This is a genomic window from Microbacterium kunmingense (assembly GCF_023155745.1).
Lineage (GTDB): Bacteria > Actinomycetota > Actinomycetes > Actinomycetales > Microbacteriaceae > Microbacterium > Microbacterium kunmingense.
This window is the reverse complement of the sequence record NZ_JAKNUS010000010.1, coordinates 119,305-142,276: the sequence shown is the minus strand read 5'-3', so window position 1 is coordinate 142,276 and position 22,972 is coordinate 119,305. Positions and strand designations below refer to the sequence as shown.

Genomic DNA, 22,972 nt, shown 5'->3' with positions numbered 1-22,972 from the left:
GCGAGGTCAACGGCGTCGGCGCAGACGCTATTCCCGGGCGGCGCCGGAATCGCGTCCGCTGTCAAGCCCGCGGCATCCGTCCGATCCTCCTCCTACCGTGGGGTCATGGACGACGCGATCGACGATGAGGCCCAGCGTGCGAAGGACCGTCACGACCAGCTGACCCGTGCGCCGGAGGCGACCGAAGAGGATGCGGCACCGCGCATCCGCGTCTCCGAGCATGACGGCATCCGGCGGATCGACATCGATCCCGATGCCCCTGTGCGCCCGGGCCTGGGCCCCACCGGACGGGAAGACGACGCGGCCTCGGACTGATCCGGGGCGCCGCTCAGACCCCACACTCGACCATGACACAGTGTGAGGGTCAGGCCCCTCGATCCGGGATCTTGACATGCAAGTTACTGCTTGCATATTGTGGTCCGCGTGGCCGACGTGTACCGGGCGATCGCAGATCCGACCCGCCGTCAGATCCTCGACCTCCTCGCCGGGGGCGCGGAGATGACGCTCTTCGAGATCTGCACCCGCCTGGTGGCTTCGGGCACGACGTCCTCCCGGCAGGCGGTCTCGCAGCATCTCGCGGTGCTGGAGGAGAGCGACCTGGTGCGAACGACCCGGGTGGGCAGGACGAAGATGCACCGGATGAACACCGAGCCGCTCCGCGAGATCGCCGCGCGATGGCCCCTCGGATGACAGGAGACGGAAATGGTGAAGGCACGGCTGCATGTGATGAGCGTGTTCGTCGACGATCAGGAGAAGGCGCGGGGGTTCTACACCGATCGCCTCGGTTTCGTCGTCAAGCACGATATCCCGCTGGGGGAGTACCGCTGGCTGACCCTGGTGGGCAGCGACGCCCCGGACGGCGTGGAGCTGCTGCTCGAGCCGGATGAGAATCCGGCCGCGCAGGACTACACGCGCGCCCTCGCCGAGCAGGGCATCCCCGCGGCGTCGTTCGCGGTCGAGGACGTGGACGCCGCCTACGAGGAACTGGTGGCGGCGGGCGTGACGTTCCTCCAGGCGCCCACGACCGGGGGGCCGGTGCGGACGGCGGTGCTGGATGACACCTGCGGCAACCTCGTGCAGCTGGTGAGCCCGGTGTGAGCGTTGGGTCGGGTCACGACGCCCCCGCGCGAAACCCCTCGTCCTGCGCTCGCTCATCGGCCACCCGCACGCCGTACGTGTAGGCGAGCTTGCCGCCGAGCCAGCCCGACATCGACAGCGCCGCCAGAGCGATCAGGGTGAGCACCAGCCCGACGATGCTCACCTCGTCGTCGTCGCCGAGGAAGCGCACGATGAGGTTCGCTGCGAAGAGCGCCATGGCTCCGAGATTCAGGAGCATGTGCACGAGGCCGGTCTTCTGCGCCGGAGTTCCGCGTTCGAGTTGGATGTAGTCGAGGAATCCCCACACCGCGGCCAGAACCGCTCCCACCAGTCCGACGACGATGAGGATGCGGGCGCCGACGACGTACGGCGTCGGATCGTCGGCGAAGACCCCGATCAGGTCGAAGACGAGGCTCGTCGTCCAGGCGCCGACGGGGATCGTCACGAGAATCGGGTGGAACGGGTGCCCGTATGGGCCGGCGAGAGCAGTCCGCGGCCTTTTCGCGCGGTCCCGCGCAGACGACGTCACCATGGCGGAAGACCTTTCGTTCGAACGGATCGCAGGGCGATGTGAACGCCCTGTCTACCCACCCCGGACGCGGACGTCGCAGGGGCTTGACATTCCCATGCCGGCCGGATCGACGCCCCGCCCGACGGCCGTTACCCGTGCAAGACTCGTTCCGTGCCGAACGAGCCGCAGACCGCCGAGGAGCTCATGCGGTCGCGCTTCCGGGCGTTCCGCGACGGCGACGTCGCATGGCTGCTGCGCACCTGGCACCCCTCGACGCGTCCGACGGTGCTCGACCTCGAGGGGAATCCGGTCTGGCGCGGTCTCCAGATCGTCGACACGGTGGGCGGCGGGATGGATGACAGCGAGGGGATCGTCGAGTTCCGGGCGACCTACCGCGCCGACGAGGGCGTCGGCGTCCTCCATGAGCGCTCGCGATTCGTCCGAGAGGGCGGCCGCTGGTTCTACCTCGACGGCGACATCCGCGACGACTGACACGGCCCGCGGGCCGGGCACCAGCATCCACACTGGGGTCATGGGATTCCGCGCTGCTGACCTCGAGCGATTCCGCGACCGGACCGTGCCCGATCTTCTCCCCGACGCGCTCAGGCTGCTCTTCGTCGGCATCAACCCGGGACTGTGGACCGCGGCCACCGGAGCCCACTTCGCGCGGCCCGGTAACCGCTTCTACCCGGCCCTCGTCGAGGCGGGGATCCTACCGCGTCCTCCCTCGATCACGGAGGAGGGGATGACGGCGGACGACCGCGAGATGCTCGTCGACCGCGGCATCGGCATCACCAACCTCGTGCGCCGCGCCACCGCCCGCGCCGACGAGCTGACCCGTGACGAGCTCCGCACCGGTGCCCGCGCGCTGTCGACCCTGGTCGCAGAGCGGCGTCCGCCTGTCGTGGCGGTCGTCGGCCTCACCGCCTACCGCCAGGGATTCGACCGTCCCCGCGCGGTGAGCGGGGAGCAGGACGAGGCTCTGGCGGGTGCGCGGCTGTGGGTGGTGCCGAATCCCAGCGGACTGAACGCCCATGACACGGTGCACTCTCTCGCCCGGGCCTACGCCGAGCCCGCTCGGGCGGCAGGAGTGATCCCGTGAGCGCGGTTGCACCACCGCGGCCGCCGACGGAACATGGGGGAGTGAGCGCCTCGCAGAACCCCCGATCTCCCTCGCCGCGCGCGTGGATCGCCGTGATCCTCGGTGCTGTCGTGGTGGCGGCGGGGTTCACCGGGGCGTGGCTGCTGCGCTCCGACGCCGAAGACCCGCCCGCGGCCGCTTCCACACCGACGGTGGTGACGCCGTCGGCCACCCCGACTCCGGAGGTGACGCCCCCGCCGGCGCCCGCGGGCTTTGCCGCCAACACCGCCTCCTACGACCTCGCAGCCCTGCCGCAGGTCGACGTGTTCGCGGTCGTTCCGCAGTTGCCGGTCGACAGCGATCCTGCGAGCGCACCGACCGGCGAGGTCGTGAGCGCGACGGGAGCCGGCGCCCCGGTCTTCGCCGATCCGACCGGCGACCCGGTCGCCGTCCTCCCCGCGGAGTACGCCTACGGCGGCACGACCGTGCCGGTCGTGGAGCGACAGGAGCACTGGGTACGGGTGCTCCTCACCGGACGCCAGGCGACCCCGTCGACCGGGAACCCGGGCCAGCTCAGCGGCTGGCTGCGCACCCAGGATGTCGCATTCGCGGCGGTCGACGCCCGGGTCGAGGTCTCCCTCTCCGCGCGCACGATCGACATCGTGCGCGCCGGAGGCGCCGAGCGCATCGCCACCGATTTCGGTTCCGGCGTTGAGGGCACGCCGACCCCCACGGGGCGCTCGTTCATCATGACCACCCGCGTCGAACCCTCGTTCGGGTACACCCGCGGGTATCCGCTGGTGTACCTCTCGGTGCAGTCACCGACCCTCGACGGGTTCGGTGGGGCGGATGTCGCGATCACGGCCTTCCACTACCACGACGCCCGCTCCGGAGCCATTTCCAACGGGTGCATCCGACTCGACCCGGCAGCGATCGAGAAGCTCGCGGAACTGCCGATGGGAACGCCCGTCCTGATCCTGCCCTGACCGCCCCCGGCTCCGCTCCGGTCGCTACGCTGGCCACTGCTCCGCTCTTCGAAAGGTCGTCCCTCATGCAGCACCGCCCCCTCGGCCGCACCGGCCGTGACGTCTCGGCCATCGGTCTCGGCACCTGGCAGCTCGGCGCCGACTGGGGCGACGTCTCCGAGAGCGACGCGCTCGCCGTCCTCGACGCCTCCGTCGACCAGGGGGTGACCCTCTTCGACACCGCCGACGTCTACGGCGACGGACGCAGCGAATCGCTCATCGGCCGATTCCTCGCCGCGCGACCCGGGCACGCGATCACGGTCGCGACCAAGATGGGTCGCCGGGTGGAGCAGAAGGCGGAGAACTACACTCCGGAGGCCTTCCGCGCCTGGAACGACCGCTCCCGGGCGAACCTGGGCGTGGACACCCTCGACCTGGTCCAGCTGCACTGCCCGCCGACCGAGGTGATCGAATCCGACCTCGTCTACGACGCCCTCGACGCCCTCGTCGCCGAGGGCCGGATCGCCGCCTACGGAGTCTCGGTCGAGACGGTCGCGCAGGCGCTCGCCGCGATCGAGCGACCGCACGTCACCAACATCCAGATCATCTTCAACCCCTTCCGCCTGAAGCCCCTCGACGAGGTGCTTCCTGCCGCCGCCGACGCGCAGGTCGCCGTCTTCGCGCGGGTGCCGCTGGCTTCGGGGCTGCTGTCGGGGAAGTACACCGCCGACACGACCTTCGCCGAGAACGACCACCGCAGCTACAACCGGCACGGCGAAGCGTTCGACCGTGGTGAGACGTTCTCGGGCGTCGACTACGAGACCGGTCTCGCCGCGGCATCCGAACTGGCACGGGCCGTTCCCGACGGGGTGACCCTTCCCGCCGCGACGCTCGCCTGGATCGCCTCGCAGCACGGTGTCACCACCGTCATCCCCGGCGCACGCAACGTCTCGCAGGCGACCTCCAACGCCGAGGCCGGTGCGCTCCTGGACACCGGCGTCGACCTGAGCGGCTTCGACGCCGCCGTCCACGAGGTCTACGACCGCCACCTGCGGGAGGCGATCCACCCGCTCTGGTGACCCTTGGCGGGTGCCGGGGAGTTGTCCACAGCGAAGGATGTTCCCCCGGAACCGATCCGGCCTGTCTGTTAGCTTCGCTGACGTGTCGACGGCCTGGGAGATCACGGCGTTCGCGTACCTGGGTGTCGTGAGCATCGTCCTCGCCGTCATCGACGTGCGCCACCACCGCCTTCCGAATCGGATCGTGCTGCCCAGCTACGGGGTGGGCGGTGCGCTCCTCGTGGTGGCGGTGCTGTTCGGCGCGCCACCCTCCGCTCTCGGTCGCGCGGTGGCCGGCATGGTCGTCCTCTTCGGCTTCTACCTGCTGCTGCGACTGCTTTCCCGCCGAGGTCTCGGCGGGGGCGATGTCAAGCTCGCCGGAGTGATCGGTCTGTATCTCGGATGGATCGGCTGGGAGGCGCTCGCGATCGGTGCCCTCGCCGGCTTCGTCGTCGGCGGAGCGACCGGGGTCGTGCTGATGGTCGCCCGCCGGGCCGACCGACGCACTCGCATCGCCTTCGGGCCGGCTATGCTCATCGGCGCCTGGCTCGTGATCGGCGCGAGTGTCGCCGGGGTGGGAACAGCAACGCCCGGGGCGTGACCCCCTACCGTGCGCCCGTCCTTTTCTCAACGACCCCAGCCGCGCCGTCACCACCCCATAGTTTGGGGCGTGGGACAACAGCCACGACCGTCGACGGGGGGAGTCCGCCCATGCCGAATCCGATAGAGCGTGTCATCGCACGTGCCCTCACGCTGAAACCGGTGCGCGCGCTCCTCCTCTACACCGAGCGCCAGGGACCGATGCTCGCCGACAGCGTGACCTATCGCACGCTGTTCAGCCTGTTCGCCGGGGTGCTGCTCGGCTTCTCGCTGGCGGCCCTGTGGCTCGCCGGCAATCCGGTCGCATGGCAGGCCCTGATCGACGCGGTCGACTCCGCGATCCCCGGCCTCGTCGGCGAGGGCGGCCTCATCGACCTCGACGACGTGCAGGCCCCCGCGGGTCTCACCGTGGCGGGTGTGATCGCGTCGGTCGGTCTCATCGGCGCCGCGATCGGTGCGATCGGGTCGCTGCGCAACGCCATCCGGCGGCTCGCGAACGAACTGACCGACGACTCCTTCTGGCTGTGGGTCCTGCTGCGCAACCTGCTCCTCGCGATCGGCATCGGCGCCGCGCTCGGGGCATCGGCCGTGGCCACCTTTATCGGCAGCGCGGGGATCTCCCTCGTCGGGGGGTGGTTCGGCCTCGCAGAAGACGACCTGCTGCTGCAGATCGCCACCCGTGCGACGACCATCGTCGTGGTCTTCCTCCTCGACGCCGCCGTCATCGCCGTGGCGTTCCGCACCCTCTCGGGCACGAAGCCGTCGGCGCGATCGCTCATCAGCGGATCGCTCCTCGGCGCGGCGGGTCTCACGGTCCTGCAGCAGCTGTCGAGCCTCTTCGTCGGCGGTGCGGGCTCCAACCCGCTGCTGGCCACCTTCGCCTCGCTCATCGCTCTGCTGCTGTGGCTGAACCTGTCCGCGCAGGTGATCCTCATCGCCTCGGCGTACATCATCACCGGCATCGAGGAGGAACGCGACCGGGTCCGCGCGCGGTACGGCGCGAGGACCTTCCTCCAACGCCGCGTCAAGCGCGCCGAGCTCTCGGTGCAGGCCGCCGCCGAGGAACTGGAGGCAGCCCGCGCGGCCGAGGCGGAGGAGCGGAGGGGCCGGGTCGCCGCCGCGTCACACGCGAGCCGATCCGTGGACGACGCGAAAGCGGATGCCGGAGCGCGCGGTGACCACGGGTGACGCCGGCATCGGCGCCGGCTCGCTCCGGGTGCCGATCTACCGCGCTGCCGACATCCGTGCCGCCGAGGCCCCCCTTCTGAGGGACGGCGTCCCCCTCATGGCCCGGGCCGCGCACGCGCTCGCCGAGATCGCGGCGGCACGGCTCGACCCGGCATCCGGTCATCGGGTCGTCGTCCTGGCCGGTCGGGGCGACAACGGCGGCGACGCCCTGTTCGCGGGAGCCGAACTCGCAGCCGCCGGCACGGACGTGGACATCGTCCTCGTCGGCGGCGCCGCGCACGAGGGCGGCCTCGCCGCCGCGCTGGCGGCCGGCGCTCGCGTGACCGACCTCTCGGTGATCGGCGATCGGCACGTCGGGCTCATCCTCGACGGCATGATGGGGCTCGGCGGCGGCGGGTCGCTGCGCGACGGTGCCCGGGACGCGGCGATCGCCCTCGCGAGGCATCGATCCTCCGGCGCCCGCGTGCTCGCCGTCGATCTCCCGAGCGGCCTCGACCCCGACACCGGGGACGCGGATGACCTCGTGCCGGCCGCCGATGAGACCGTCACCTTCGGCGGGGTGAAGGCAGGACTCGCGCGCGGTCGCGGACCCGCGCTGTCGGGCCGTCTCACGCTCGTCGACATCGGCCTGGCGCCGGGCCTCGCCGCGGTCGCGCCGGCCGGTGAGGTCGACGTCGCCGCGATCGTCCGGGCCTCGGCGAGGAGATTCAGCGGGCGTGACGCTCCACGAACGTCCGAAGCAGGCGGGGCGGGTGCACCACCGGAGCACGCCTGACGGCCGCGAGCGTGAGTTCGAGCTCGTCGGCGGCGAAGTAGCCGTAACCGGCATAGGCGTGCACCCGGGTCTGCATCCCGTCGAGGTCGAGCTCGGGATGGAACTGCGTGGCGTAGACGTTGCGACCGACGCGGAACATCTGCACCGGGCAGGTCGGCGACGACGCCAGCAGCACCGCGGATGCCGGGAGCACCGACACGGCTTCTTTGTGCCCGACGAACGCGTCGAACGTGCGGGGGAAGCCCTCGAGCAGCGGGTCATCGACCCCGGCCTCGGTAAGGCTGACCGGTACGACGCTGATCGGCTCGGCATGGGTGCGGTCGATCACGGCGCGCTGATGAGATCCGAGGGTGCCGATCCCGTAGCAGGCGCCGAGGAAGGGGAAATCGCGCGCGACGACCTCGTCGAGGAGGCCGGCGAACTCCGCCTCGACACGTCGCTGCACCGCCGACTTCTTCTCCGGCGGGTCGGAGGCGTTGAACGGACCCCCTCCGACGAAGATGCCCGACAGCGCGTCGAGGTCGAGGTCGGGGAGGGGGCCCGCCTCCATGCGGACGCGGACGAGATCGCGCTCCTGCAGTCCGGTGTAGCGCAGGAAGAGGGCGTACTCCTCGTCGGCGGGAACGTCTTCGGCGCGGGTGGCGAGGAGGACGAAGGGTCTGCGCCGGGTCATCCGGCGTAGGTCACAAGACCCAGCTCCACCGGAGACACCAGGAACGGATGCCGCGGCACGACGCGCACCGTGTAACCGAACGTCCCCGTGATCTGGAGGGGGAGCACGCCACGGTACGGGGTGACCCCGTCCACGGCCGGACCCTGGGCCTGGAGCGCCACGGCGGAGTGGTCGGCGCCGATGACATCGTCCTCGTCGGTGCGACCGTAGACCAGCTCGACCGCGACGTCGTCGGGCGACAGCCCGTCCAGCCGGACGGAGGCTTCGATCTCGAGGGTCTCGCCGGTGGATGCGCGGGTCGTCGCATCCGAGCCCTCCACGTGTGCGATCGCCACCGAGCCCCAGGCGCTGCGCACCCGGCTGACGAAGGCCGCGAGCGAGCGTGCCTGGGCGAAATCGTCGGCGCGGAGCGCCCGCTCGTTCACCGTGGACGGGACATACAGTCGCGTGACGTAGTCACGCACCATCCGGTCGCTGGTCACCTTCTTGCCGAGGTCGGTCATCGTGTGGCGCACCATGTCGAGCCAGCCGACGGGCACGCCGCCGGTGCGCTCGTAGAACCGCGGCACGAGCTGATGCTCGATCAGGTCGTACAGCGCCGCCGCTTCGGCGTCGTCGCGCTCTTCGTCGCTGGCCGCGGTGTCGGCGGTGGGGATCGCCCAGCCGTTCTTGCCGTCGTACCACTCGTCCCACCACCCGTCGAGGATCGACAGATTGAGAACGCCGTTCAGCGCGGCCTTCATGCCCGAGGTGCCGCACGCCTCGAGGGGACGCAACGGGTTGTTCAGCCAGACGTCGCACCCCGGGTAGAGGGTCTTGGCCAGGGTGATGTCGTAATCGGGGAGGAACACGATGCGCCCGCGCACCCGGGGGTCACGGCTGAACTTCACGAGCTGCTGGATGAGGATCTTGCCCGAATCGTCGGCCGGGTGCGACTTCCCGCCGATGACCAGCTGGACGGGACGCTCGGGGTCGGTGAGGATCCGGGTGAGGCGCTCGGGGTCGCGCAGCATGAGCGTCAGGCGCTTGTAGGTGGGCACGCGCCGGGCGAACCCGATCGTCAGGACGCCCGGATCGAGGATCTCGTCGATCCATGCCGGAACAGCCGCGTTGCCGGCAGAGCGGGCGGCCGCGCCGAGCCGTCGCCGGGCCTCGGCGACGAGCTCCTGCTTCATCTGCGTGCGCACACCCCACAGCTCCTGGTCGCTGACGACCTCGCGGGAGCGCCAGTCGTGCCGGTCGGTGTGGACGTCTCCGAAGACGCGCTCGCTCAACCCCGTCAGTGCGGGATGGACCCAGGTCGGGGCGTGCACGCCGTTGGTGATGGAGGTGATCGGCACCTCGTCGGTGTCGACGCCGGGCCACAGCGAACCGAACATCCGGCGGCTCACCGCGCCGTGGAGGAGCGACACCCCGTTGGCGTGCTGCCCGAGATGCAGGCCGAGCACGGCCATGTTGAACACGTGGGGATCGCCGCCGGGGTAGGACTCCAGTCCGAGGTCGAGCGCCGGCTCGGCGGGGAGGGCGGTGAAAAGGGGGCTGCGGAGGTAGGTGGTGACGAGATCGCGCGGGAACCGGTCGATCCCGGCGGGAACCGGGGTGTGGGTGGTGAAGACCGTGGAGGCGCGCACCTGCGCGAGCGCCTCGTCGAAGCTCAGCCCGGCTTCGACGATCAGCTCCGACATCCGCTCCAGACCCTGGAACCCGGCGTGGCCCTCGTTGGTGTGGTAGACCTCCGGGTTGGGCGTGCCGGTGAGCTCGCACCACGCGCGCACGGCGCGGACGCCTCCCACCCCGAGAAGCAGCTCCTGCAGGAGGCGGTGCTCGCCGCCCCCGCCGTAGAGGCGGTCGGTGACCTGACGGAGGTCGTCGGGATTGGTCGGGGTGTCGGCATCGAGCAGCAGGAGCGGAACCCGACCGATCTGGGCCACCCAGATGCGGGCGGCGAGGCGCCGATCGGCGGGCAGGTCGAGGGTGATCTCCACGGGAGCGCCCTCGGTGTCGCGGAGGAGGGTGAGGCCGAGACCGTAGGGGTCCAGGAGCGGGTAGCTCTCCCGCTGCCAGCCGTCGTCGCCGATCGACTGACGGAAGTACCCCGCGCGGTAGAAGAGCCCGACACCGGTGAGGGGCACGCCCAGGTCGGATGCGCTCTTGAGGTGATCCCCGGCGAGGATGCCGAGGCCGCCCGAGTACTGCGGGAGAGTCCCGTCGACGCCGAACTCGGGGGAGAAGTAGGCGATGTGGGCGGGCTTGTCGCCCTCGAGACCCTGATACCACCGATCGTCGCGGAGGTAGGCCTCCAGGCGCTCCGCCTCGGCGCGCACCCGCGCGACGAAGTGGGCGTCCTGCGACAGGGCGTCCAGCCGCTCCTGTCCGAGAGCGCCGAGGAGCTGCTCGGGGTTTCCGCCGACCTCCTCCCACTTCGCGGGGTCCATGGAGGCGAACAGCGCCTTCGTCTCGTCCGACCAGGCCCAGCGCCAGTTGGTGGCGAGGCGGTCGAGCGGGGCGAGCTGCTCGGAGAGAACGGGACGAACGGCAAACGTGCGGATGGCCTTCACGCTGTGAAGTGTAGGCGAGCAGGATGATGCGCAACCCCCTCATCGCGCAGATCGCCGTCGATACACTCGGGGGATGGCTATTGCACGACTTCACGGCGGCCCGCTCGATGGGCAGGTCCTGCCCCTGGAGGCCCCCGACCTCGACTCGCTCATCGTCCCCTACGGGGAGGGGCAGGTCGTCTACCGGCGCAAGGGCGAGGCGCAGCACACCGGAGAGCACGACGGTCCGACCGAGGCCGAATTCTGGTTCGTGGAGGCGACCGATGAGATCGGACCCTCGAACGACGACTGAACCCGGCGAGCCGGCACGCTCGCTCGAGGTCGAGATCACCCTCGACGTCGAGGCGGACACGACCGCGCCGGACTGGCGCGCGCTCGCCGAGGTTGCGGTGGTGTCGGACCCCGAGACGCGTGAACTCGACGCCCGCTACTACGACACCGCCGACTTCGCCCTCGGGCGGGCCGGATTCGCGCTGCGCCGACGCACCGGCGGCCCTGATGCCGGATGGCACCTGAAGGGTCCTCGCCAGGGCGCAGGACGTGTGGAGCTCGGGTGGCCGCTCGGCGACGGTGAGGAGATCCCCGCGGCCGTGCTGTCCGAGGTCGGACGGCTCACCTCCGACGCCCTTCGCCCCATCGCCCGCGTGCGCAATCGCCGGATCGCCGTCGAGATGAGGGATGACGCGGGGGGCGTCGTCGCGGAATTCCTCGACGACCACGTGCAGACCCGCGATGAGACGACCGGATCGGAACGCTCCTGGCGGGAGTGGGAGATCGAACTCGGGCCCGCGGCGCCCGAGGACGCGGAGCGGTTCCTCGGTGCCGTCGCCGATCTCGCCCGTGGCGCCGGCGCCCGCCCGGCATCCTCGGAGTCGAAGATCGGGCGGGCGCTCGGGCGGTAGGCCGGCTACAGGTTGATCATGTGGCCCACGAGACCGTGGAAGCCCTCCTGCAGCGCCTCGGAGAGCGTCGGGTGCGTGTGCACGTTGCGCGCGGCCTCGAGCGCGGTCAGGTCCCACTTCTGGGCGAGCGTCAGCTCGGGGAGGAGCTCGGAGACGTCGGGGCCGATGAGGTGGCCGCCGAGGAGTTCGAGGTGCTCGCCGTCGGCGATGAGCTTGACGAAGCCGACCGGTTCGCCCAGCCCGTTCGCCTTGCCGTTGGCGCTGAAGGGGAACTTCGCGACCTTCACGTCGTAACCGGCGTCGCGGGCCTGCTGCTCGGTGAGGCCGAACGATGCCACCTGCGGGGTGCAGAAGGTCGCGCGGGGCATCATGCGGTAATCACCGAGCGGCATGGTCTCGGCCTTGCCGATCGTCTCGGCGGCCACCACGCCCTGCGCCTCGGCGACGTGGGCCAGCTGCAGCTTGGCGGTGACGTCGCCGATCGCGTAGATGTGGGGGACGCTCGTGCGCATGTAGTCGTCGATGCCGATCGCGCCGCGCTCGGTGAGCTCGACGCCCGTCTTGTCCAGTCCGTAGCCCTCGACGTTGGGCACCCAGCCGATGGAGACCATCACCTTGTCGGCGTCGATCGAGCCGCTGTTGCCGTCCTTGCCGGTGTAGGTGACGGTGACCCGGTCACCGTGGTCGGTGACGGTGTCGACCTTGGTCGAGGTGAGGATGTCGATGCCGTAGTTCTTGTACTGCCGGGCGATCTCCTTCGACACGTCGGCGTCCTCGTTGGGAAGCGCCCGGTCGAGGAACTCGACGATCGTGACCTTCACGCCGTAGTTGGACATCACGAAGGCGAACTCCATGCCGATCGCGCCGGCGCCGACGATGACGATCGAGGAGGGGAGGTCGCGGGAGAGGATCTGCTCCTCGTAGGTGACGATGTTGCCGCCGATCTCGACGCCGGGCAGCTGGCGCACCTTGGCACCGGTGGCGATGATCGCGTTGTCGAAGGTGACCGTCTCCGAGCCCCCGTCGGACTTCTCCACCCGGATGGTGTTCGCGTCGGTGAAGGTTCCGCGGCCCTCGTATTCGGTGACCTTGTTCTTCTTCATCAGGTAGTGGATGCCCTTGACGTGGGTATCGGCCACCTTGCGGCTGCGGTCCCACGCGACGCCGAAGTCGAAGTGCACGTCGCCGGAGATGCCGAACAGATCGGCCTTGTGCAGGACCTGGTGGGCGAGGTCGGCGTTCTTCAGCAGGGCCTTCGAGGGGATGCACCCCACGTTCAGGCACACGCCTCCCCAGTACTTCTCTTCGATGATGGCGACGGAAAGACCGAGCTGGGCGCTCCGTACGGCCGCGACGTACCCGCCGGGGCCCGCGCCGAGGATGACGACGTCGTAGTGAGGCATGCTTCCAGCCTATCGGTCGGCACTGCCGCCGGTGCCCGGGGTGCGACCCTGCGCCCGGGCGAGAAGAAGATAGACGATCGCACCGCCGGCGGCGACGGCGACGACCCCCACGATGATCCACGGCACGATGGCCGCGGTGGACGACGCCGGCTCCCCGGCCGCGGTCGGCGAGGGCGTCGCCGAGGCGCTCTCCGACGTGGTGGCCGAGGGGGCGGGGGATGCCGACGCATCGGGTGCGGGCTCGGCCGACGCGTCGACGGTCGGCGCCGGAGCCGCCCCCTCGGCGACCGTGAAGGACAGTTCGCCCGAGATGGGGTGGCCGTCGCTGGACACCACCTTCCAGAGCACCGTGACCGGGCCCGGCGCGGCCGGCGTCAGCGGCTGCGACACCACGTTGTCGGCGATGGTCGGTAATCCGTCGACGAGCGCCTCGCCCGCGGCATCCGACACCTCGATCACCGTCGCCCCGGGCTCCTGTGAGATCAGACCGCTGAAGGTGAGGGTGACCGCCGCGGGGGCCTGTTCGATCATGCTGCCGGGCGCGGGGTCGGACCCCAGCAGCTCGTCGTGCGCGGATGCGGCGACCGGGAAGGCGAAGAGCGCCGTCAGCGCCACGAGGGCACCGAGGATCGCGCGGGCGGGGGAGCGAAGACCGGAACGACTCACACTCCTACGCTACGAGGGTCTTCTTCAACGATGACTGGGCGCCTACCCTGGGCTCAGGCGGGTGCACCTGCCCCGTCGCGCAAGATCGAGAGCGAGGTACGGGATGGACCGCATGATGATGGATGCCATGGGCTCGACGTCGATGATGGGCGGCGACACCCGCATGGACATGGACCTCATGCAGGCGTGCATGGACGCCTGCGCCGCGTGCGAACAGGCCTGCACGGTGTGCGCGTCCCAGATGATGGACTGCGCGCCCGCCTGCATGAACTGCGCCGACATGTGCAACACGATGCTGCGGGCGATGCTGCGCATGTCGGGCATGACGCCCGCGGTCATGGTGTCGATGCTCGAAGCGTGCATCGCGATGTGTCAGCTCTGCATGGACGAGTGCATGCGCCACGCCGAGATGAGCGAGGTCTGCCGCATGTGCGCGCAGTCCTGTCATGCGTGCATGGACGCCTGCATGGCGATGCGGGAGTCGGTGCTCGCCCAGGCCTGACCCGGCGCCGCCGGCGAAGTCAGAGGACGGCGACGTTGGCCCGGGACCGCCCGACCGCGAGCGCGTGATGGCGCGTGTGCACGGCGACGGGAGCGCCGGGCTCGACGCCCTCGATCGGACGAGCCGACCACACCTCGACCCGTGCGCCGTCGAGGGTGCGGAGGACGGCCACGCCATCGGAGACCGACGTCACGATCGCGTCGGTCCACTCCCGCGGGGTGGCCGAGATCAGACGGGCCTGGATGAGATGCATCGCGTGCCCGGGGGAGACCGAGGTGCAGGATCCTCCGGTTGCGCACATGCACGCCGCGCGACCCTTCACCTCGACAGGTGTGGGGAAGCGATGCGGACTCGACACGTCGGACTCCTGTGGGTAGTTTCGGATGTCGGCCAGATTAGGTCGCGGCGCGGCCGCGGGCATCCTCGCCGACACAGGCCGAAACAATCGCCCTGCGGCATCGTCGTCGCCAGGTGCGCCGAGCCGGTCGTCAGGGCGTGAACGCGTCGGATAGGCTGGCTCACCGAAGGAGGGCACGACGTGGACGACAATCGGCGACCAGATTCTGGTGACATCCGACGCCTGCCGGGCGATGACGGCGCCGATCGCGGTTCGGACACGACGCAGACGTTCGGCCACGACGCCGATCTGTCCTTCGTCCCCTTCGGCAGCGCGCTGAACACGGCCGAGCTCGAGGCGATCGACGCCCTGCCGTCCGGTGCGGCGCTGCTGCTGGTGCGATCGGGCCCGACAGCGGGCGCACGCTACCTCCTCGACACCGATGTGACGACGGTCGGTCGTCACCCCGAGGCCGACATCTTCTTCGATGACGTCACGGTCTCGCGTCGGCATGCCGAGATCACGCGGCAGGGCACGGCCTTCGAGCTCGTGGACCAGCGCTCGCTCAACGGCACCTACGTCAACGGCGAGCGGGTCGACCGCGCCGTCCTCACCAACGGCTCGGAGCTTCGCATCGGCAAGTTCCGCCTGAACTTCTTCGTCTCGCCCGCAGATCTGCCGCAGGCGGGCTGATGGCCCCGGCCTCCTCCACCCGCCAGCGATCATCGTCAGCGGGCCTTCTCAGCATCGGTCAGGTGCTCGCGAGGCTGTCGCCGGAATTCCCCAGCCTGACCTCCAGCAAGCTCCGCTTCCTCGAGGTTCAGGGGATCGTGACCCCGGTGCGCACCGAGTCCGGGTACCGCAAATTCTCCCCGGCCGACATGGACCGGCTGCGCCTCGCGCTGACCCTGCAGCGCGATCACTATCTTCCGCTCAGTGTCATCCGCGACTACCTCGCCGACGTCGACGCCGGGCGTGATCCCGCTCCGCCGACCTCCGCACCGCCCCCCTCGATCGTGCCGGCCCCGCGCCGGTACCGCCGAGAGGAGCTGCTGGCCGCGGCCGGCGCGGCGCCACAGCTTCTGAACGACGCCATCAGCACCGGGATCATCACCGCGGCCGAGACGTACACCGACCAGTCGGTCACGCTCCTGCGGGCCCTCGTCGCGCTGGACCGCCACGGTATCGAGCCGCGCCACGTCCGCAGCGTCAAGCAGAGTGCCGAGCGTGACGCGGCCCTCATCGAGTCCTCGCTCGCGCCGCTGCTCCGTCGCACCGATGCCGCCTCTCGGGGACGAGCCGGCGAGGTCGCGCCCGAGCTCGCGCGCAAACTCGAAGAAGTGCGGGCGATCCTGCTGCGCTCCGCCCTCGATCGCCTTCTCGGATGACGCGGGGCAACCTCGCCCGACCGCGACACGCCGACGCGTTGAGGCGGATGTCGTTGCTCGGGGGGCGGGCCTCATCTAGCGTGGAGTGCGCACCCCGTTCCGTGAGGAGGATCGCATGACCGCTCGTGAAGCGGCCGACGAACCCGGCTTCGTCGCCGACCTCCTGTTCACCGACGGGCTCCCGCAGATGGACGACGAAGTGGGCTATCGCGGCGCTGTCGCGGCCCGCGCCGCCGGCATCACCTACCGTCAGCTCGATTACTGGGCCCGTACTCAGCTGGTCGAACCGACCGTGCGGGGCGCGAGCGGATCGGGGTCGCAGCGCCTGTACGGCTTCCGCGACATCCTGGTCCTCAAGCTCGTCAAGCGCCTCCTCGACACCGGGATCTCGCTGCAGCAGATCCGCACCGCTGTGGAGCAGCTCCGGGCTGCCGGGATCCGCGACCTCGCCGGCACCACCCTCATGAGCGATGGTGCATCGGTGTATCTGTGCACCTCGAACGACGAGGTGATCGACCTCGTCAGCCGCGGTCAGGGCGTTTTCGGCATCGCGGTGGGCAAGGTCCTGCGCGAGGTCGAGTCGACCCTCGTGGAGTTCGACCCGCAGGCTCCCGACCCCGTCGACGAGCTCGCCGCTCGACGCACGGCGCGCTCGGCCTGAGCGGAACTCGTTCGCCTCACGGAGGTCCCTGCCTCATCGGCGTAGCGGTCTCAGCGGTCCCGCCGAGCTTGCCGCCACCGACGGCCTCGACCTCTCAGACGCGCGTTTCGCCGGGCGTGGGGATGCGACCGGTGCGGATGACGCGGTCGAGCAGCGCGTCGAAGTCGGCCGCCAGCTCCTGCGCCGAGTCTCCGGGCCAGATGTGGAGGGGTTTGGCGGCGCCCTGCGCCTGCTGCAGCGACGTGCGCTCGGGCAGCTGAGGGCTCAGCACGAGCGGACCGAACATGTCGCGCAGCTCCTTGATGCGGAACTGGTGCTCGATCGACTGCGGACGCACGCGGTTGACGACGAGTCCGAGCGGCTGGAGGCGGGGCGAGAGTCCGCGACGGATCTCCTCGATGGCACGCAGCGCCCGGTCGGCCGCTGCGACCGAGAACAGGCCCGGCTCGGTCACGACGATCACGCGGTCGCTCGCTGCCCACGCGGTGCGCGTGAGCGCGTTCAGCGACGGGGCGCAGTCGATGAGCACGAGGTCGTAATCGGCCTCGATCGTGGCGAGCGCCTCTTCGAGCTTCCACACGTCGCGGACGCTCGGGTGCGGTCCGTCGAAGTTGATCGCCGACGGGCTGCCGATCATGACGTCGATGGTCCCGGGGTGCACCTTCGCCCAGCCGGAGGACGTGATCGCCTGACGGACGACCTTCTCCTTGGGATTGGCCAGGACGTCGGCGATGTTCAGGCGACCGGCGACCTGAATGTCCATCCCCGTCGACACGTCGGACTGCGGGTCCAGGTCGACGACCAACGTCCGGACGCCGCGCGCGAAAGCGGCGGAAGCGAGTCCGAGCGTCACGGTCGTCTTGCCGACCCCGCCCTTGAGTGAGCTGACGGAGAGTACGTGCACGAGGCACTACGTTACCGTCCCCTAGGCTGAGAGCACACTCAGCCCAGACCACACGGCCCAACCGCGAGGTGTGCATGTTCGAGAAGATCCTGGTCGCCAATCGCGGTGAAATCGCGATCCGCGCCTTCCGCGCCGCCTACGAGCTGGGGGCCCGCACCGTCGCGGTCTTCCCGTTCGAAGACCGCGGGTCGCTGCATCGGCAGAAGGCCGACGAGTCCTACGTGATCGGTGAACCGGGCCATCCGGTGCGCGCCTATCTCGATGTCGACGAGATCATCCGTGTCGCGCTCGAATCGGGCGCCGACGCCATCTACCCGGGCTACGGATTCCTCTCGGAGAACCCCGAGCTCGCCGCCCGAGCCGCCGAGAACGGCATCACCTTCATCGGACCCCCGGCCCGTGCGCTGGCGATGGCCGGGAACAAGGTGACCGCCAAGGAGCACGCCATCGCCGCGGGGGTCCCGGTGCTGCGCTCGACCGAGGCCTCCGACGACGTCGACGCACTGGTCGCCCAGGCCGGCGACATCGGGTTCCCGATCTTCGTCAAGGCGGTCGCCGGCGGCGGAGGTCGGGGCATGCGGCGCGTGGAGACCCCGGGAGAGCTCCCGCCCGCCATCGCCGAGGCGATGCGCGAGGCCGGCGCGGCGTTCGGCGACCCCCGGGTCTTCCTCGAGCAGGCTGTGGTCCGGCCCCGTCACATCGAGGTGCAGATCCTCGCGGATGCCACGGGGCACACCGTGCACCTCTTCGAGCGCGACTGCTCGGTGCAGCGACGCCACCAGAAGGTCATCGAGATCGCCCCGGCCCCGAACCTCGACGACGAGTTGCGTCAGCGCATCCACCGGGACGCGGTGGCGTTCGCCGAGTCGATCGGCTACGTCAACGCCGGCACCGTCGAATTCCTCGTCGACACCGCGGGCGAGCGGGCCGGCCAGCATGTCTTCATCGAGATGAACCCCCGCATCCAGGTCGAGCACACCGTCACCGAGGAGGTGACCGATGTCGACCTGGTCCAGTCGCAGATGCGCATCGCGGCGGGGGAGAGCCTGGAGGACCTCGGCCTGTCGCAGGATCGCATCGTGCTGCGCGGCGCCGCCCTGCAGTGCCGCATCACCACTGAAGACCCCTCCCAGGGCTTCCGTCCCGACACCGGTCGCATCACCACCTACCGCTCGCCGGGAGGTGCGGGCATCCGCCTCGACGGCGGGACGACGGCGGCCGGCTCGCAGATCAGCCCGCACTTCGACTCGATGCTCGCCAAGCTCACCTGTCGGGGCCGCGACTACCCCGCCGCGGTCGCTCGCGCCAAGCGCGCCCTGGCGGAGTTCCGCATCCGCGGTGTGGCCACCAACATCCCCTTCCTCCGCGCCGTCCTCGACGACCCCTCCTTCGTCGAGGGGGACCTCAGCACCGCATTCATCGAGGAGCGCCCGCGCCTGCTCACCAGCCACCCGTCACGCGACCGGGCGACGAAGCTGCTGAACTGGCTCGCGGATGTCACGGTGAACCGGCCCTACGGCGAGAAGCCGGTCTCTGTCTCGCCGGGCAGCAAGCTCCCCGACATCGACCTGCTCGCTCCCGCGCCGGCGGGGAACCTGCAGCGCCTTCGCGAGCTGGGTCCGGCGGGGTTCGCCCGCGCGCTGCGCGAGCAGACGCCGCTCGCCGTGACCGAGACGACGTACCGCGACGCCCATCAGTCGCTCCTGGCCACCCGTGTGCGCACGAGGGACCTCGTCCGCTGTGCGCCGCACGTGGCGCGGATGACTCCCGAGCTCCTCTCGATCGAGGCGTGGGGCGGGGCGACGTACGACGTGGCGCTGCGATTCCTCGCCGAAGACCCCTGGGAGCGCCTGGCGGCGATCCGCGACGCGGTTCCCAACATCCCGATCCAGATGCTGCTGCGCGGACGCAACACCGTCGGCTACACGCCCAGGCCGGTCGAGGTCACCGACGCCTTCGTCCGCGAGGCGGCCTCGACGGGTGTGGACATCTTCCGCATCTTCGACGCCCTCAACGACGTCGACCAGATGGTGCCCGCCATCCGCTCGGTCCTGGACACCGGCACCGCCGTGGCCGAGGTCGCGGTCTGCTACACCGGTGACCTCCTCGATCCCGCCGAGCAGCTCTACACGCTGGACTACTACCTGCGCCTCGCCGAGCAGATCGTCGCGTCGGGGGCCCACATCCTCGCGATCAAGGACATGGCCGGGCTCCTGCGTCCCGCCGCGGCGGCGCGCCTGGTCGCCGCTCTCCGCGAACGATTCGACCTCCCGGTCCACCTGCACACCCACGACACCGCGGGCGGTCAACTGGCCACGCTCCTGGCAGCCAGCGCCGCGGGTGTCGACGCCGTCGACGCCGCGGCCGCGCCTCTGGCGGGCACGACCAGTCAGCCCTCGCTGTCGGCGCTGGTGGCGGCCCTGGCCCACACCGACCGCGACACCGGGATCGACCTGCAGGCGGTCAGCGACCTCGAGCCCTACTGGGAGGGGGTGCGGCACCTCTACCGTCCCTTCGAGTCGGGATTGGATGGTCCCACGGGCCGGGTGTACCACCACGAGATCCCCGGCGGACAGCTCTCGAACCTGCGCCAGCAGGCGATCGCGCTGGGTCTGGCCGACGACTTCGAGCTCATCGAGGACATGTACGCCGCCGCCGACCGCATCCTCGGACGCATCCCGAAGGTGACGCCGTCGTCGAAGGTGGTCGGCGACCTCGCCCTCGCGCTGGTCGCCGCCAAGGCCGACCCGGCCGACTTCGCCGAGAACCCGCAGAACTACGACATCCCCGACTCGGTCGTGGGGTTCATGGCCGGCGAGCTGGGCGATCTCCCCGGCGGCTGGCCCGAGCCCTTCCGCACGAAGGTGCTGGCCGGCCGCACCGTGTCGATCGGGATCCCGCCGTTGACGCCCGAGGAGAAGGAGGGGCTGGCAGGCGACGCCACCTCGCGGCGCCGGACCCTGAACCGTCTGCTGTTCCCGGGGCCGGCGCGCGAGTTCGAGAAGGCGCGGGAGGCGTACGGCGACCTCTCCACGCTCGGCACTCCCGACTACCTGTACGGATTGAAGCCCGGCGAGGAGCATGTCGCCGAGATCGATCCCGGAGTCCAGCTCTACGTCGGCCTGGAGGCCATCGGCGAGGCGGACGCCAAGGGAATGCGGACCGTCATGACCACCCTGAACGGACAGCTCCGCCCCGTCTACGTCCGCGACCGGAGCATCAGCGTCGAGACGCGTCAGGCGGAGCGGGCGGACACCTCTCGGCCGGGTCAGGTCGCGGCCCCGTTCGCCGGCGTCGTCACCGTGAAGACCGAGGTGGGCGCGACGGTGACCGCCGGAGCGCCGATCGCGTCGATCGAGGCGATGAAGATGGAGGCGGCCATCACCGCCCCCGTCGACGGCGTCGTCGAGCGCATCGCGATCGCCCCGACGGCGCAGGTGGAGGCGGGCGACCTTTTGGTCGTCATCCGTCCGGCGCACTAGCCTGTAACGGCGCCTCACCGTGAGTGCGCAGTGATGTGCCTGTTCCAGGAGACCCGCAGTGACGCCCGACGCCTTCGATGAAACGCCCGAGGACGACGATGAGAACGGCGTCCTCCCCGACACCGTCAGCATCGACACCACCGCCCTCGGAGTCCTGAGCGGTCAGACCGCCCAGGTCAGCGTCATCCTCCCTTCGCCGACCGATGACGACGCTCTCGACGACCAGGACGTCGTGAACGACGAGATCCCGCCGGTGATCGACCAGATCGGCGCCGATGAGGGGAGGGATGCCGCGGGCACGGCGTCCGTGCTGACCGGTCCCGTCGCCATCGAGCCTCCGGCCGAGACCGCGGAAGCCGAGATCGTCGAGGACGAGCACCCCTCCGCATCGGACGCCTCCGCCGATGTCGCGGCGGTGCACCCCGACCACGTCGACGCCGACATCGTCGAGGACGCGCCCGAAGCGGCGGCACCCGCCGCGGCCGTCCCGATCGCGACCGGGGCGACGCCGACATCCCGCGCGGAGGCCGCCCCGGTGACGACGCGCACGGGCTCCGTCCCCGGGACCCGGTGGCAGCTGCAGCATCCCGATCAGCCCGAGCGCCCCGCGCGCACCCAGGCTGCGGAGCGCGTGACCACCCGCAGCGAGGTCACCCTGTCGTCCAAGCGCCTCGGCGAGTTCGAGGGCGGGCGGGAGACCCCCGACCTCCTCACGCCCGATCGTCTGCTCGATCAGCGCCACCTCGTCCGGTCTGAGCCCGAGGGCGTGTGGCGCCACCTCGTCTACTCCCTCACCGGGCGCCGCGTGAACCTCGGCGACAGCAAGCGCGCCCGGGCGCGCAAGGAGCTCGATCGCCGAATCGGAGCACCCCTGACCGGCGGCGCCCGATTCGTCCCCGTCCTGTCGCGCAAGGGAGGGGTCGGCAAGACGACCGTCACCACCCTCCTCGGCATGGCCCTGGCCGACGCCCGCGATGACCGCGTCATCGCGGTGGATGCCAATCCCGACCGCGGAACCCTCGCCGAGCGCATCGCCCGGGCGAACGGCAAGACGGTCCGCGATCTCGCCCGCGCCCGTGCCGAGGTGACCGGCTACAACGACATCTCGCAGATCGTCGCCCGCGACGAGACCCGCCTCGATGTCCTCGCCTCCGACGCCGATCCCCGGGTCTCCGAGGCCTTCAGCGATCGCGACTACCACGATGTCGCCACGCTCGCCGCGCACTACTACTCCATCGTGCTCACCGACACCGGCACCGGCATCGTCCATTCCGTGATGGGCGCGACGCTCGATCTCGCCGACCAGCTCGTCGTCGTGGCGGGCCTCAGCGTCGACGAGGCGCGCCTGGCATCGGAGACGCTCACCTGGCTCGAGACCAACGGATACGCCGAGCTGGTGAAGAATGCCGTCGTGGTGCTGAACAACTCTCGTCCCGGCCCCCCGGTGGTGCGCCCCGATGAGCTCGAGACGCATTTCCGAAGCCGCGTGCGCGCGGTGATCCGGATGCCTTTCGACCCTCAGATCGCCGCGGGGAGCGCCATCACGTTCCGCGACCTCCAGCCGGCGACCCGGCTGGCGGCACGTGAGCTCGCGGCGACCGTCGTCGAGGGCCTGCGGTCCCTCGCCCCGGCCGCGTGAGCGCGATCCGATGACGGTCCGACCCATCCGCCTCTTCGGCGACCCCGTGCTCCGCGCGCCGAGCGCGCCGATCATCACGATCGACGACGGCGTCCGCGCCCTCGTCCAGGATCTCCTCGACACCGTGGAGCTCCCGGGTCGGGCAGGCGTGGCCGCGCCGCAGATCGGGGTGCCGCTGCGCGCCTTCAGCTACAACATCGACGGCGACATCGGCTACATCCTCAACCCGGTGCTGGAGGAGGTCTCGGGCGACCCCGTCCCGACGGGAGAGGGCTGCCTGTCGGTTCCGGGCCTCTGGCATGACGCCCTGCGGCACCCGTATGCCCGGGTGCGCGGGATCGACCTCGACGGCGCCGAGCGCATCATCGAGGGCGAAGGCCTGCTGGCGCAGGCGCTCCAGCACGAGACCGATCATCTCGACGGCATGCTCTACCTCTCGCGCCTGCGGCCCGAGGACCGGAAGATCGCGATGCGAGAGGTGCGCGAGTCCGACTGGTTCTGACACGAGCCGGATCACCGCCGCGAAGCGGCGTTGACCCGGCTCGTGTCAGCCGTCGTGTGTCAGCCGTCGTGTGTCAGCC

The 22,972-nt window shown here is 70.5% G+C and carries 26 protein-coding genes; 19 read left to right on the top strand and 7 right to left on the bottom strand.

From position 1 onward, the window contains the following. The first annotated feature begins 105 nt into the window (after window positions 1-105). The 3 genes from MA875_RS14370 (at window position 106) to MA875_RS14360 (ending at window position 1,098) form a co-directional block, all read left to right on the top strand. Entirely contained in the window at window positions 106-315 is a 210-nt protein-coding gene (locus MA875_RS14370; RefSeq protein ID WP_248242942.1) for a multidrug transporter, read from the top strand. A 108-nt stretch (window positions 316-423) separates the two neighbouring features. Next, window positions 424-690: an ArsR/SmtB family transcription factor gene (locus MA875_RS14365; protein ID WP_248242941.1), complete on the top strand. Its 267-nt coding sequence runs from the start codon at window positions 424-426 to the stop codon at window positions 688-690. Between the two features lie 12 nt (window positions 691-702). Continuing rightward, window positions 703-1,098, top strand: a complete 396-nt coding sequence (locus MA875_RS14360) for a VOC family protein (protein ID WP_248242940.1) — start codon at window positions 703-705, stop codon at window positions 1,096-1,098. Window positions 1,099-1,111: 13 nt separating this feature from the next. On the opposite strand, the gene MA875_RS14355 is transcribed toward MA875_RS14360, so the two are convergent. After that, entirely contained in the window at window positions 1,112-1,630 is a 519-nt protein-coding gene (locus MA875_RS14355; RefSeq protein WP_282449117.1) for a DUF2231 domain-containing protein, read from the bottom strand. A 150-nt stretch (window positions 1,631-1,780) separates the two neighbouring features. On the opposite strand from MA875_RS14355, the gene MA875_RS14350 reads away from it, so the two are divergent. The 7 genes from MA875_RS14350 (at window position 1,781) to MA875_RS14320 (ending at window position 7,276) form a co-directional block, all read left to right on the top strand. Further along, window positions 1,781-2,101: a YchJ family protein gene (locus MA875_RS14350; protein ID WP_248242938.1), complete on the top strand. Its 321-nt coding sequence runs from the start codon at window positions 1,781-1,783 to the stop codon at window positions 2,099-2,101. A gap of 40 nt (window positions 2,102-2,141) precedes the next feature. Continuing rightward, window positions 2,142-2,711, top strand: a complete 570-nt coding sequence (locus MA875_RS14345) for a mismatch-specific DNA-glycosylase (RefSeq protein WP_248242937.1) — start codon at window positions 2,142-2,144, stop codon at window positions 2,709-2,711. A 41-nt stretch (window positions 2,712-2,752) separates the two neighbouring features. Next, a complete protein-coding gene (locus MA875_RS14340) occupies window positions 2,753-3,676 on the top strand; it encodes a L,D-transpeptidase (protein ID WP_248242936.1) in 924 nt (307 codons plus the stop codon). A 65-nt stretch (window positions 3,677-3,741) separates the two neighbouring features. Continuing rightward, window positions 3,742-4,734, top strand: coding sequence for an aldo/keto reductase (locus MA875_RS14335; RefSeq protein ID WP_248242935.1), 993 nt, complete (start codon window positions 3,742-3,744; stop codon window positions 4,732-4,734). An 82-nt stretch (window positions 4,735-4,816) separates the two neighbouring features. Then, complete coding sequence (locus MA875_RS14330; RefSeq protein WP_248242934.1) at window positions 4,817-5,314, top strand: prepilin peptidase; 498 nt, start codon at window positions 4,817-4,819, stop codon at window positions 5,312-5,314. A 110-nt stretch (window positions 5,315-5,424) separates the two neighbouring features. Continuing rightward, entirely contained in the window at window positions 5,425-6,501 is a 1,077-nt protein-coding gene (locus MA875_RS14325; protein ID WP_248242933.1) for a YihY/virulence factor BrkB family protein, read from the top strand. Further along, entirely contained in the window at window positions 6,488-7,276 is a 789-nt protein-coding gene (locus MA875_RS14320; protein ID WP_248242932.1) for an NAD(P)H-hydrate epimerase, read from the top strand. The genes MA875_RS14325 and MA875_RS14320 overlap by 14 nt, the downstream gene beginning before the upstream one ends. On the opposite strand, the gene MA875_RS14315 is transcribed toward MA875_RS14320, so the two are convergent. Both MA875_RS14315 and glgP read right to left on the bottom strand, forming a co-directional pair. Further along, window positions 7,209-7,949, bottom strand: a complete 741-nt coding sequence (locus MA875_RS14315) for a glutamine amidotransferase (protein WP_248242931.1) — start codon at window positions 7,947-7,949, stop codon at window positions 7,209-7,211. The two genes, MA875_RS14320 and MA875_RS14315, sit on opposite strands and share 68 nt — an antisense overlap. Further along, a complete protein-coding gene (gene glgP / locus MA875_RS14310; RefSeq protein ID WP_248242930.1) occupies window positions 7,946-10,507 on the bottom strand; it encodes an alpha-glucan family phosphorylase in 2,562 nt (853 codons plus the stop codon). The genes MA875_RS14315 and glgP overlap by 4 nt, the downstream gene beginning before the upstream one ends. A gap of 73 nt (window positions 10,508-10,580) precedes the next feature. On the opposite strand from glgP, the gene MA875_RS14305 reads away from it, so the two are divergent. Further along, complete coding sequence (locus MA875_RS14305; protein WP_124292989.1) at window positions 10,581-10,799, top strand: response regulator; 219 nt, start codon at window positions 10,581-10,583, stop codon at window positions 10,797-10,799. Further along, a complete protein-coding gene (locus MA875_RS14300) occupies window positions 10,771-11,409 on the top strand; it encodes a CYTH domain-containing protein (RefSeq protein WP_248242929.1) in 639 nt (212 codons plus the stop codon). The genes MA875_RS14305 and MA875_RS14300 overlap by 29 nt, the downstream gene beginning before the upstream one ends. Before the next feature lie 5 nt (window positions 11,410-11,414). Here MA875_RS14300 and lpdA read toward each other — a convergent pair whose 3' ends face one another. Continuing rightward, a complete protein-coding gene (lpdA, locus tag MA875_RS14295) occupies window positions 11,415-12,812 on the bottom strand; it encodes a dihydrolipoyl dehydrogenase (protein WP_248242928.1) in 1,398 nt (465 codons plus the stop codon). Window positions 12,813-12,821: 9 nt separating this feature from the next. Then, window positions 12,822-13,478 (bottom strand): copper resistance CopC family protein, encoded by a 657-nt coding sequence (locus MA875_RS14290; protein WP_248242927.1) that lies wholly within the window; start codon window positions 13,476-13,478, stop codon window positions 12,822-12,824. 103 nt (window positions 13,479-13,581) lie between these two features. Between MA875_RS14290 and MA875_RS14285 the strand changes: the two genes are divergently transcribed. Next, entirely contained in the window at window positions 13,582-13,980 is a 399-nt protein-coding gene (locus tag MA875_RS14285; protein WP_248242926.1) for a four-helix bundle copper-binding protein, read from the top strand. Between the two features lie 19 nt (window positions 13,981-13,999). On the opposite strand, the gene MA875_RS14280 is transcribed toward MA875_RS14285, so the two are convergent. After that, window positions 14,000-14,338, bottom strand: a complete 339-nt coding sequence (locus MA875_RS14280) for a hypothetical protein (protein WP_248242925.1) — start codon at window positions 14,336-14,338, stop codon at window positions 14,000-14,002. A 180-nt stretch (window positions 14,339-14,518) separates the two neighbouring features. Here MA875_RS14280 and MA875_RS14275 point away from each other — a divergent pair, with 180 nt between their 5' ends. The 3 genes from MA875_RS14275 to MA875_RS14265 all read left to right on the top strand — a co-directional run bounded on the left by MA875_RS14275 (window position 14,519) and on the right by MA875_RS14265 (window position 16,366). Continuing rightward, window positions 14,519-15,010, top strand: coding sequence for an FHA domain-containing protein (locus tag MA875_RS14275; RefSeq protein ID WP_248242924.1), 492 nt, complete (start codon window positions 14,519-14,521; stop codon window positions 15,008-15,010). Continuing rightward, window positions 15,010-15,705 carry a transcriptional regulator FtsR gene (gene ftsR / locus MA875_RS14270; RefSeq protein WP_248242923.1) on the top strand — a complete coding sequence of 232 codons (696 nt, stop codon included), beginning with the start codon at window positions 15,010-15,012 and terminating at the stop codon, window positions 15,703-15,705. Before MA875_RS14275 ends, ftsR begins: the two co-directional genes overlap by 1 nt. A 115-nt stretch (window positions 15,706-15,820) precedes the next feature. Next, the gene (locus tag MA875_RS14265) at window positions 15,821-16,366 is read left to right on the top strand and encodes a MerR family transcriptional regulator (protein WP_248242922.1); all 546 of its coding nucleotides are present in this window, start codon (window positions 15,821-15,823) and stop codon (window positions 16,364-16,366) included. Window positions 16,367-16,460: 94 nt separating this feature from the next. Here the strand turns inward: MA875_RS14265 and MA875_RS14260 are convergent, their stop codons facing one another. Then, window positions 16,461-17,270, bottom strand: a complete 810-nt coding sequence (locus MA875_RS14260; protein ID WP_124292997.1) for a ParA family protein — start codon at window positions 17,268-17,270, stop codon at window positions 16,461-16,463. A 74-nt stretch (window positions 17,271-17,344) separates the two neighbouring features. Here MA875_RS14260 and MA875_RS14255 point away from each other — a divergent pair, with 74 nt between their 5' ends. From MA875_RS14255 to MA875_RS14245, 3 genes are read left to right on the top strand one after another with little or no spacing between them, the layout of a single operon-like run. After that, a complete protein-coding gene (locus MA875_RS14255; RefSeq protein ID WP_248242921.1) occupies window positions 17,345-20,752 on the top strand; it encodes a pyruvate carboxylase in 3,408 nt (1,135 codons plus the stop codon). A 58-nt stretch (window positions 20,753-20,810) separates the two neighbouring features. Further along, window positions 20,811-22,391 carry a MinD/ParA family ATP-binding protein gene (locus MA875_RS14250; RefSeq protein WP_248242920.1) on the top strand — a complete coding sequence of 527 codons (1,581 nt, stop codon included), beginning with the start codon at window positions 20,811-20,813 and terminating at the stop codon, window positions 22,389-22,391. Between the two features lie 10 nt (window positions 22,392-22,401). Continuing rightward, complete coding sequence (locus tag MA875_RS14245) at window positions 22,402-22,893, top strand: peptide deformylase (RefSeq protein ID WP_248242919.1); 492 nt, start codon at window positions 22,402-22,404, stop codon at window positions 22,891-22,893. Window positions 22,894-22,972 lie beyond the last annotated feature (79 nt).

Excerpts from the sequence above, each read along its gene's own strand:
- MA875_RS14370 (WP_248242942.1), top strand. The coding sequence starts at position 106 with ATGGACGACGCGATCGACGATGAGGCCCAGCGTGCGAAGGACCGTCAC.
- MA875_RS14360 (WP_248242940.1), top strand. The coding sequence starts at position 703 with ATGGTGAAGGCACGGCTGCATGTGATGAGCGTGTTCGTCGACGATCAG.
- MA875_RS14355 (WP_282449117.1), bottom strand. The coding sequence starts at position 1,630 with ATGGTGACGTCGTCTGCGCGGGACCGCGCGAAAAGGCCGCGGACTGCT.
- MA875_RS14345 (WP_248242937.1), top strand. The coding sequence starts at position 2,142 with ATGGGATTCCGCGCTGCTGACCTCGAGCGATTCCGCGACCGGACCGTG.
- MA875_RS14335 (WP_248242935.1), top strand. The coding sequence starts at position 3,742 with ATGCAGCACCGCCCCCTCGGCCGCACCGGCCGTGACGTCTCGGCCATC.
- MA875_RS14325 (WP_248242933.1), top strand. The coding sequence starts at position 5,425 with ATGCCGAATCCGATAGAGCGTGTCATCGCACGTGCCCTCACGCTGAAA.
- MA875_RS14315 (WP_248242931.1), bottom strand. The coding sequence starts at position 7,949 with ATGACCCGGCGCAGACCCTTCGTCCTCCTCGCCACCCGCGCCGAAGAC.
- MA875_RS14305 (WP_124292989.1), top strand. The coding sequence starts at position 10,581 with ATGGCTATTGCACGACTTCACGGCGGCCCGCTCGATGGGCAGGTCCTG.
- MA875_RS14300 (WP_248242929.1), top strand. The coding sequence starts at position 10,771 with ATGAGATCGGACCCTCGAACGACGACTGAACCCGGCGAGCCGGCACGC.
- lpdA (WP_248242928.1), bottom strand. The coding sequence starts at position 12,812 with ATGCCTCACTACGACGTCGTCATCCTCGGCGCGGGCCCCGGCGGGTAC.
- MA875_RS14285 (WP_248242926.1), top strand. The coding sequence starts at position 13,582 with ATGGACCGCATGATGATGGATGCCATGGGCTCGACGTCGATGATGGGC.
- ftsR (WP_248242923.1), top strand. The coding sequence starts at position 15,010 with ATGGCCCCGGCCTCCTCCACCCGCCAGCGATCATCGTCAGCGGGCCTT.
- MA875_RS14265 (WP_248242922.1), top strand. The coding sequence starts at position 15,821 with ATGACCGCTCGTGAAGCGGCCGACGAACCCGGCTTCGTCGCCGACCTC.
- MA875_RS14255 (WP_248242921.1), top strand. The coding sequence starts at position 17,345 with ATGTTCGAGAAGATCCTGGTCGCCAATCGCGGTGAAATCGCGATCCGC.
- MA875_RS14245 (WP_248242919.1), top strand. The coding sequence starts at position 22,402 with ATGACGGTCCGACCCATCCGCCTCTTCGGCGACCCCGTGCTCCGCGCG.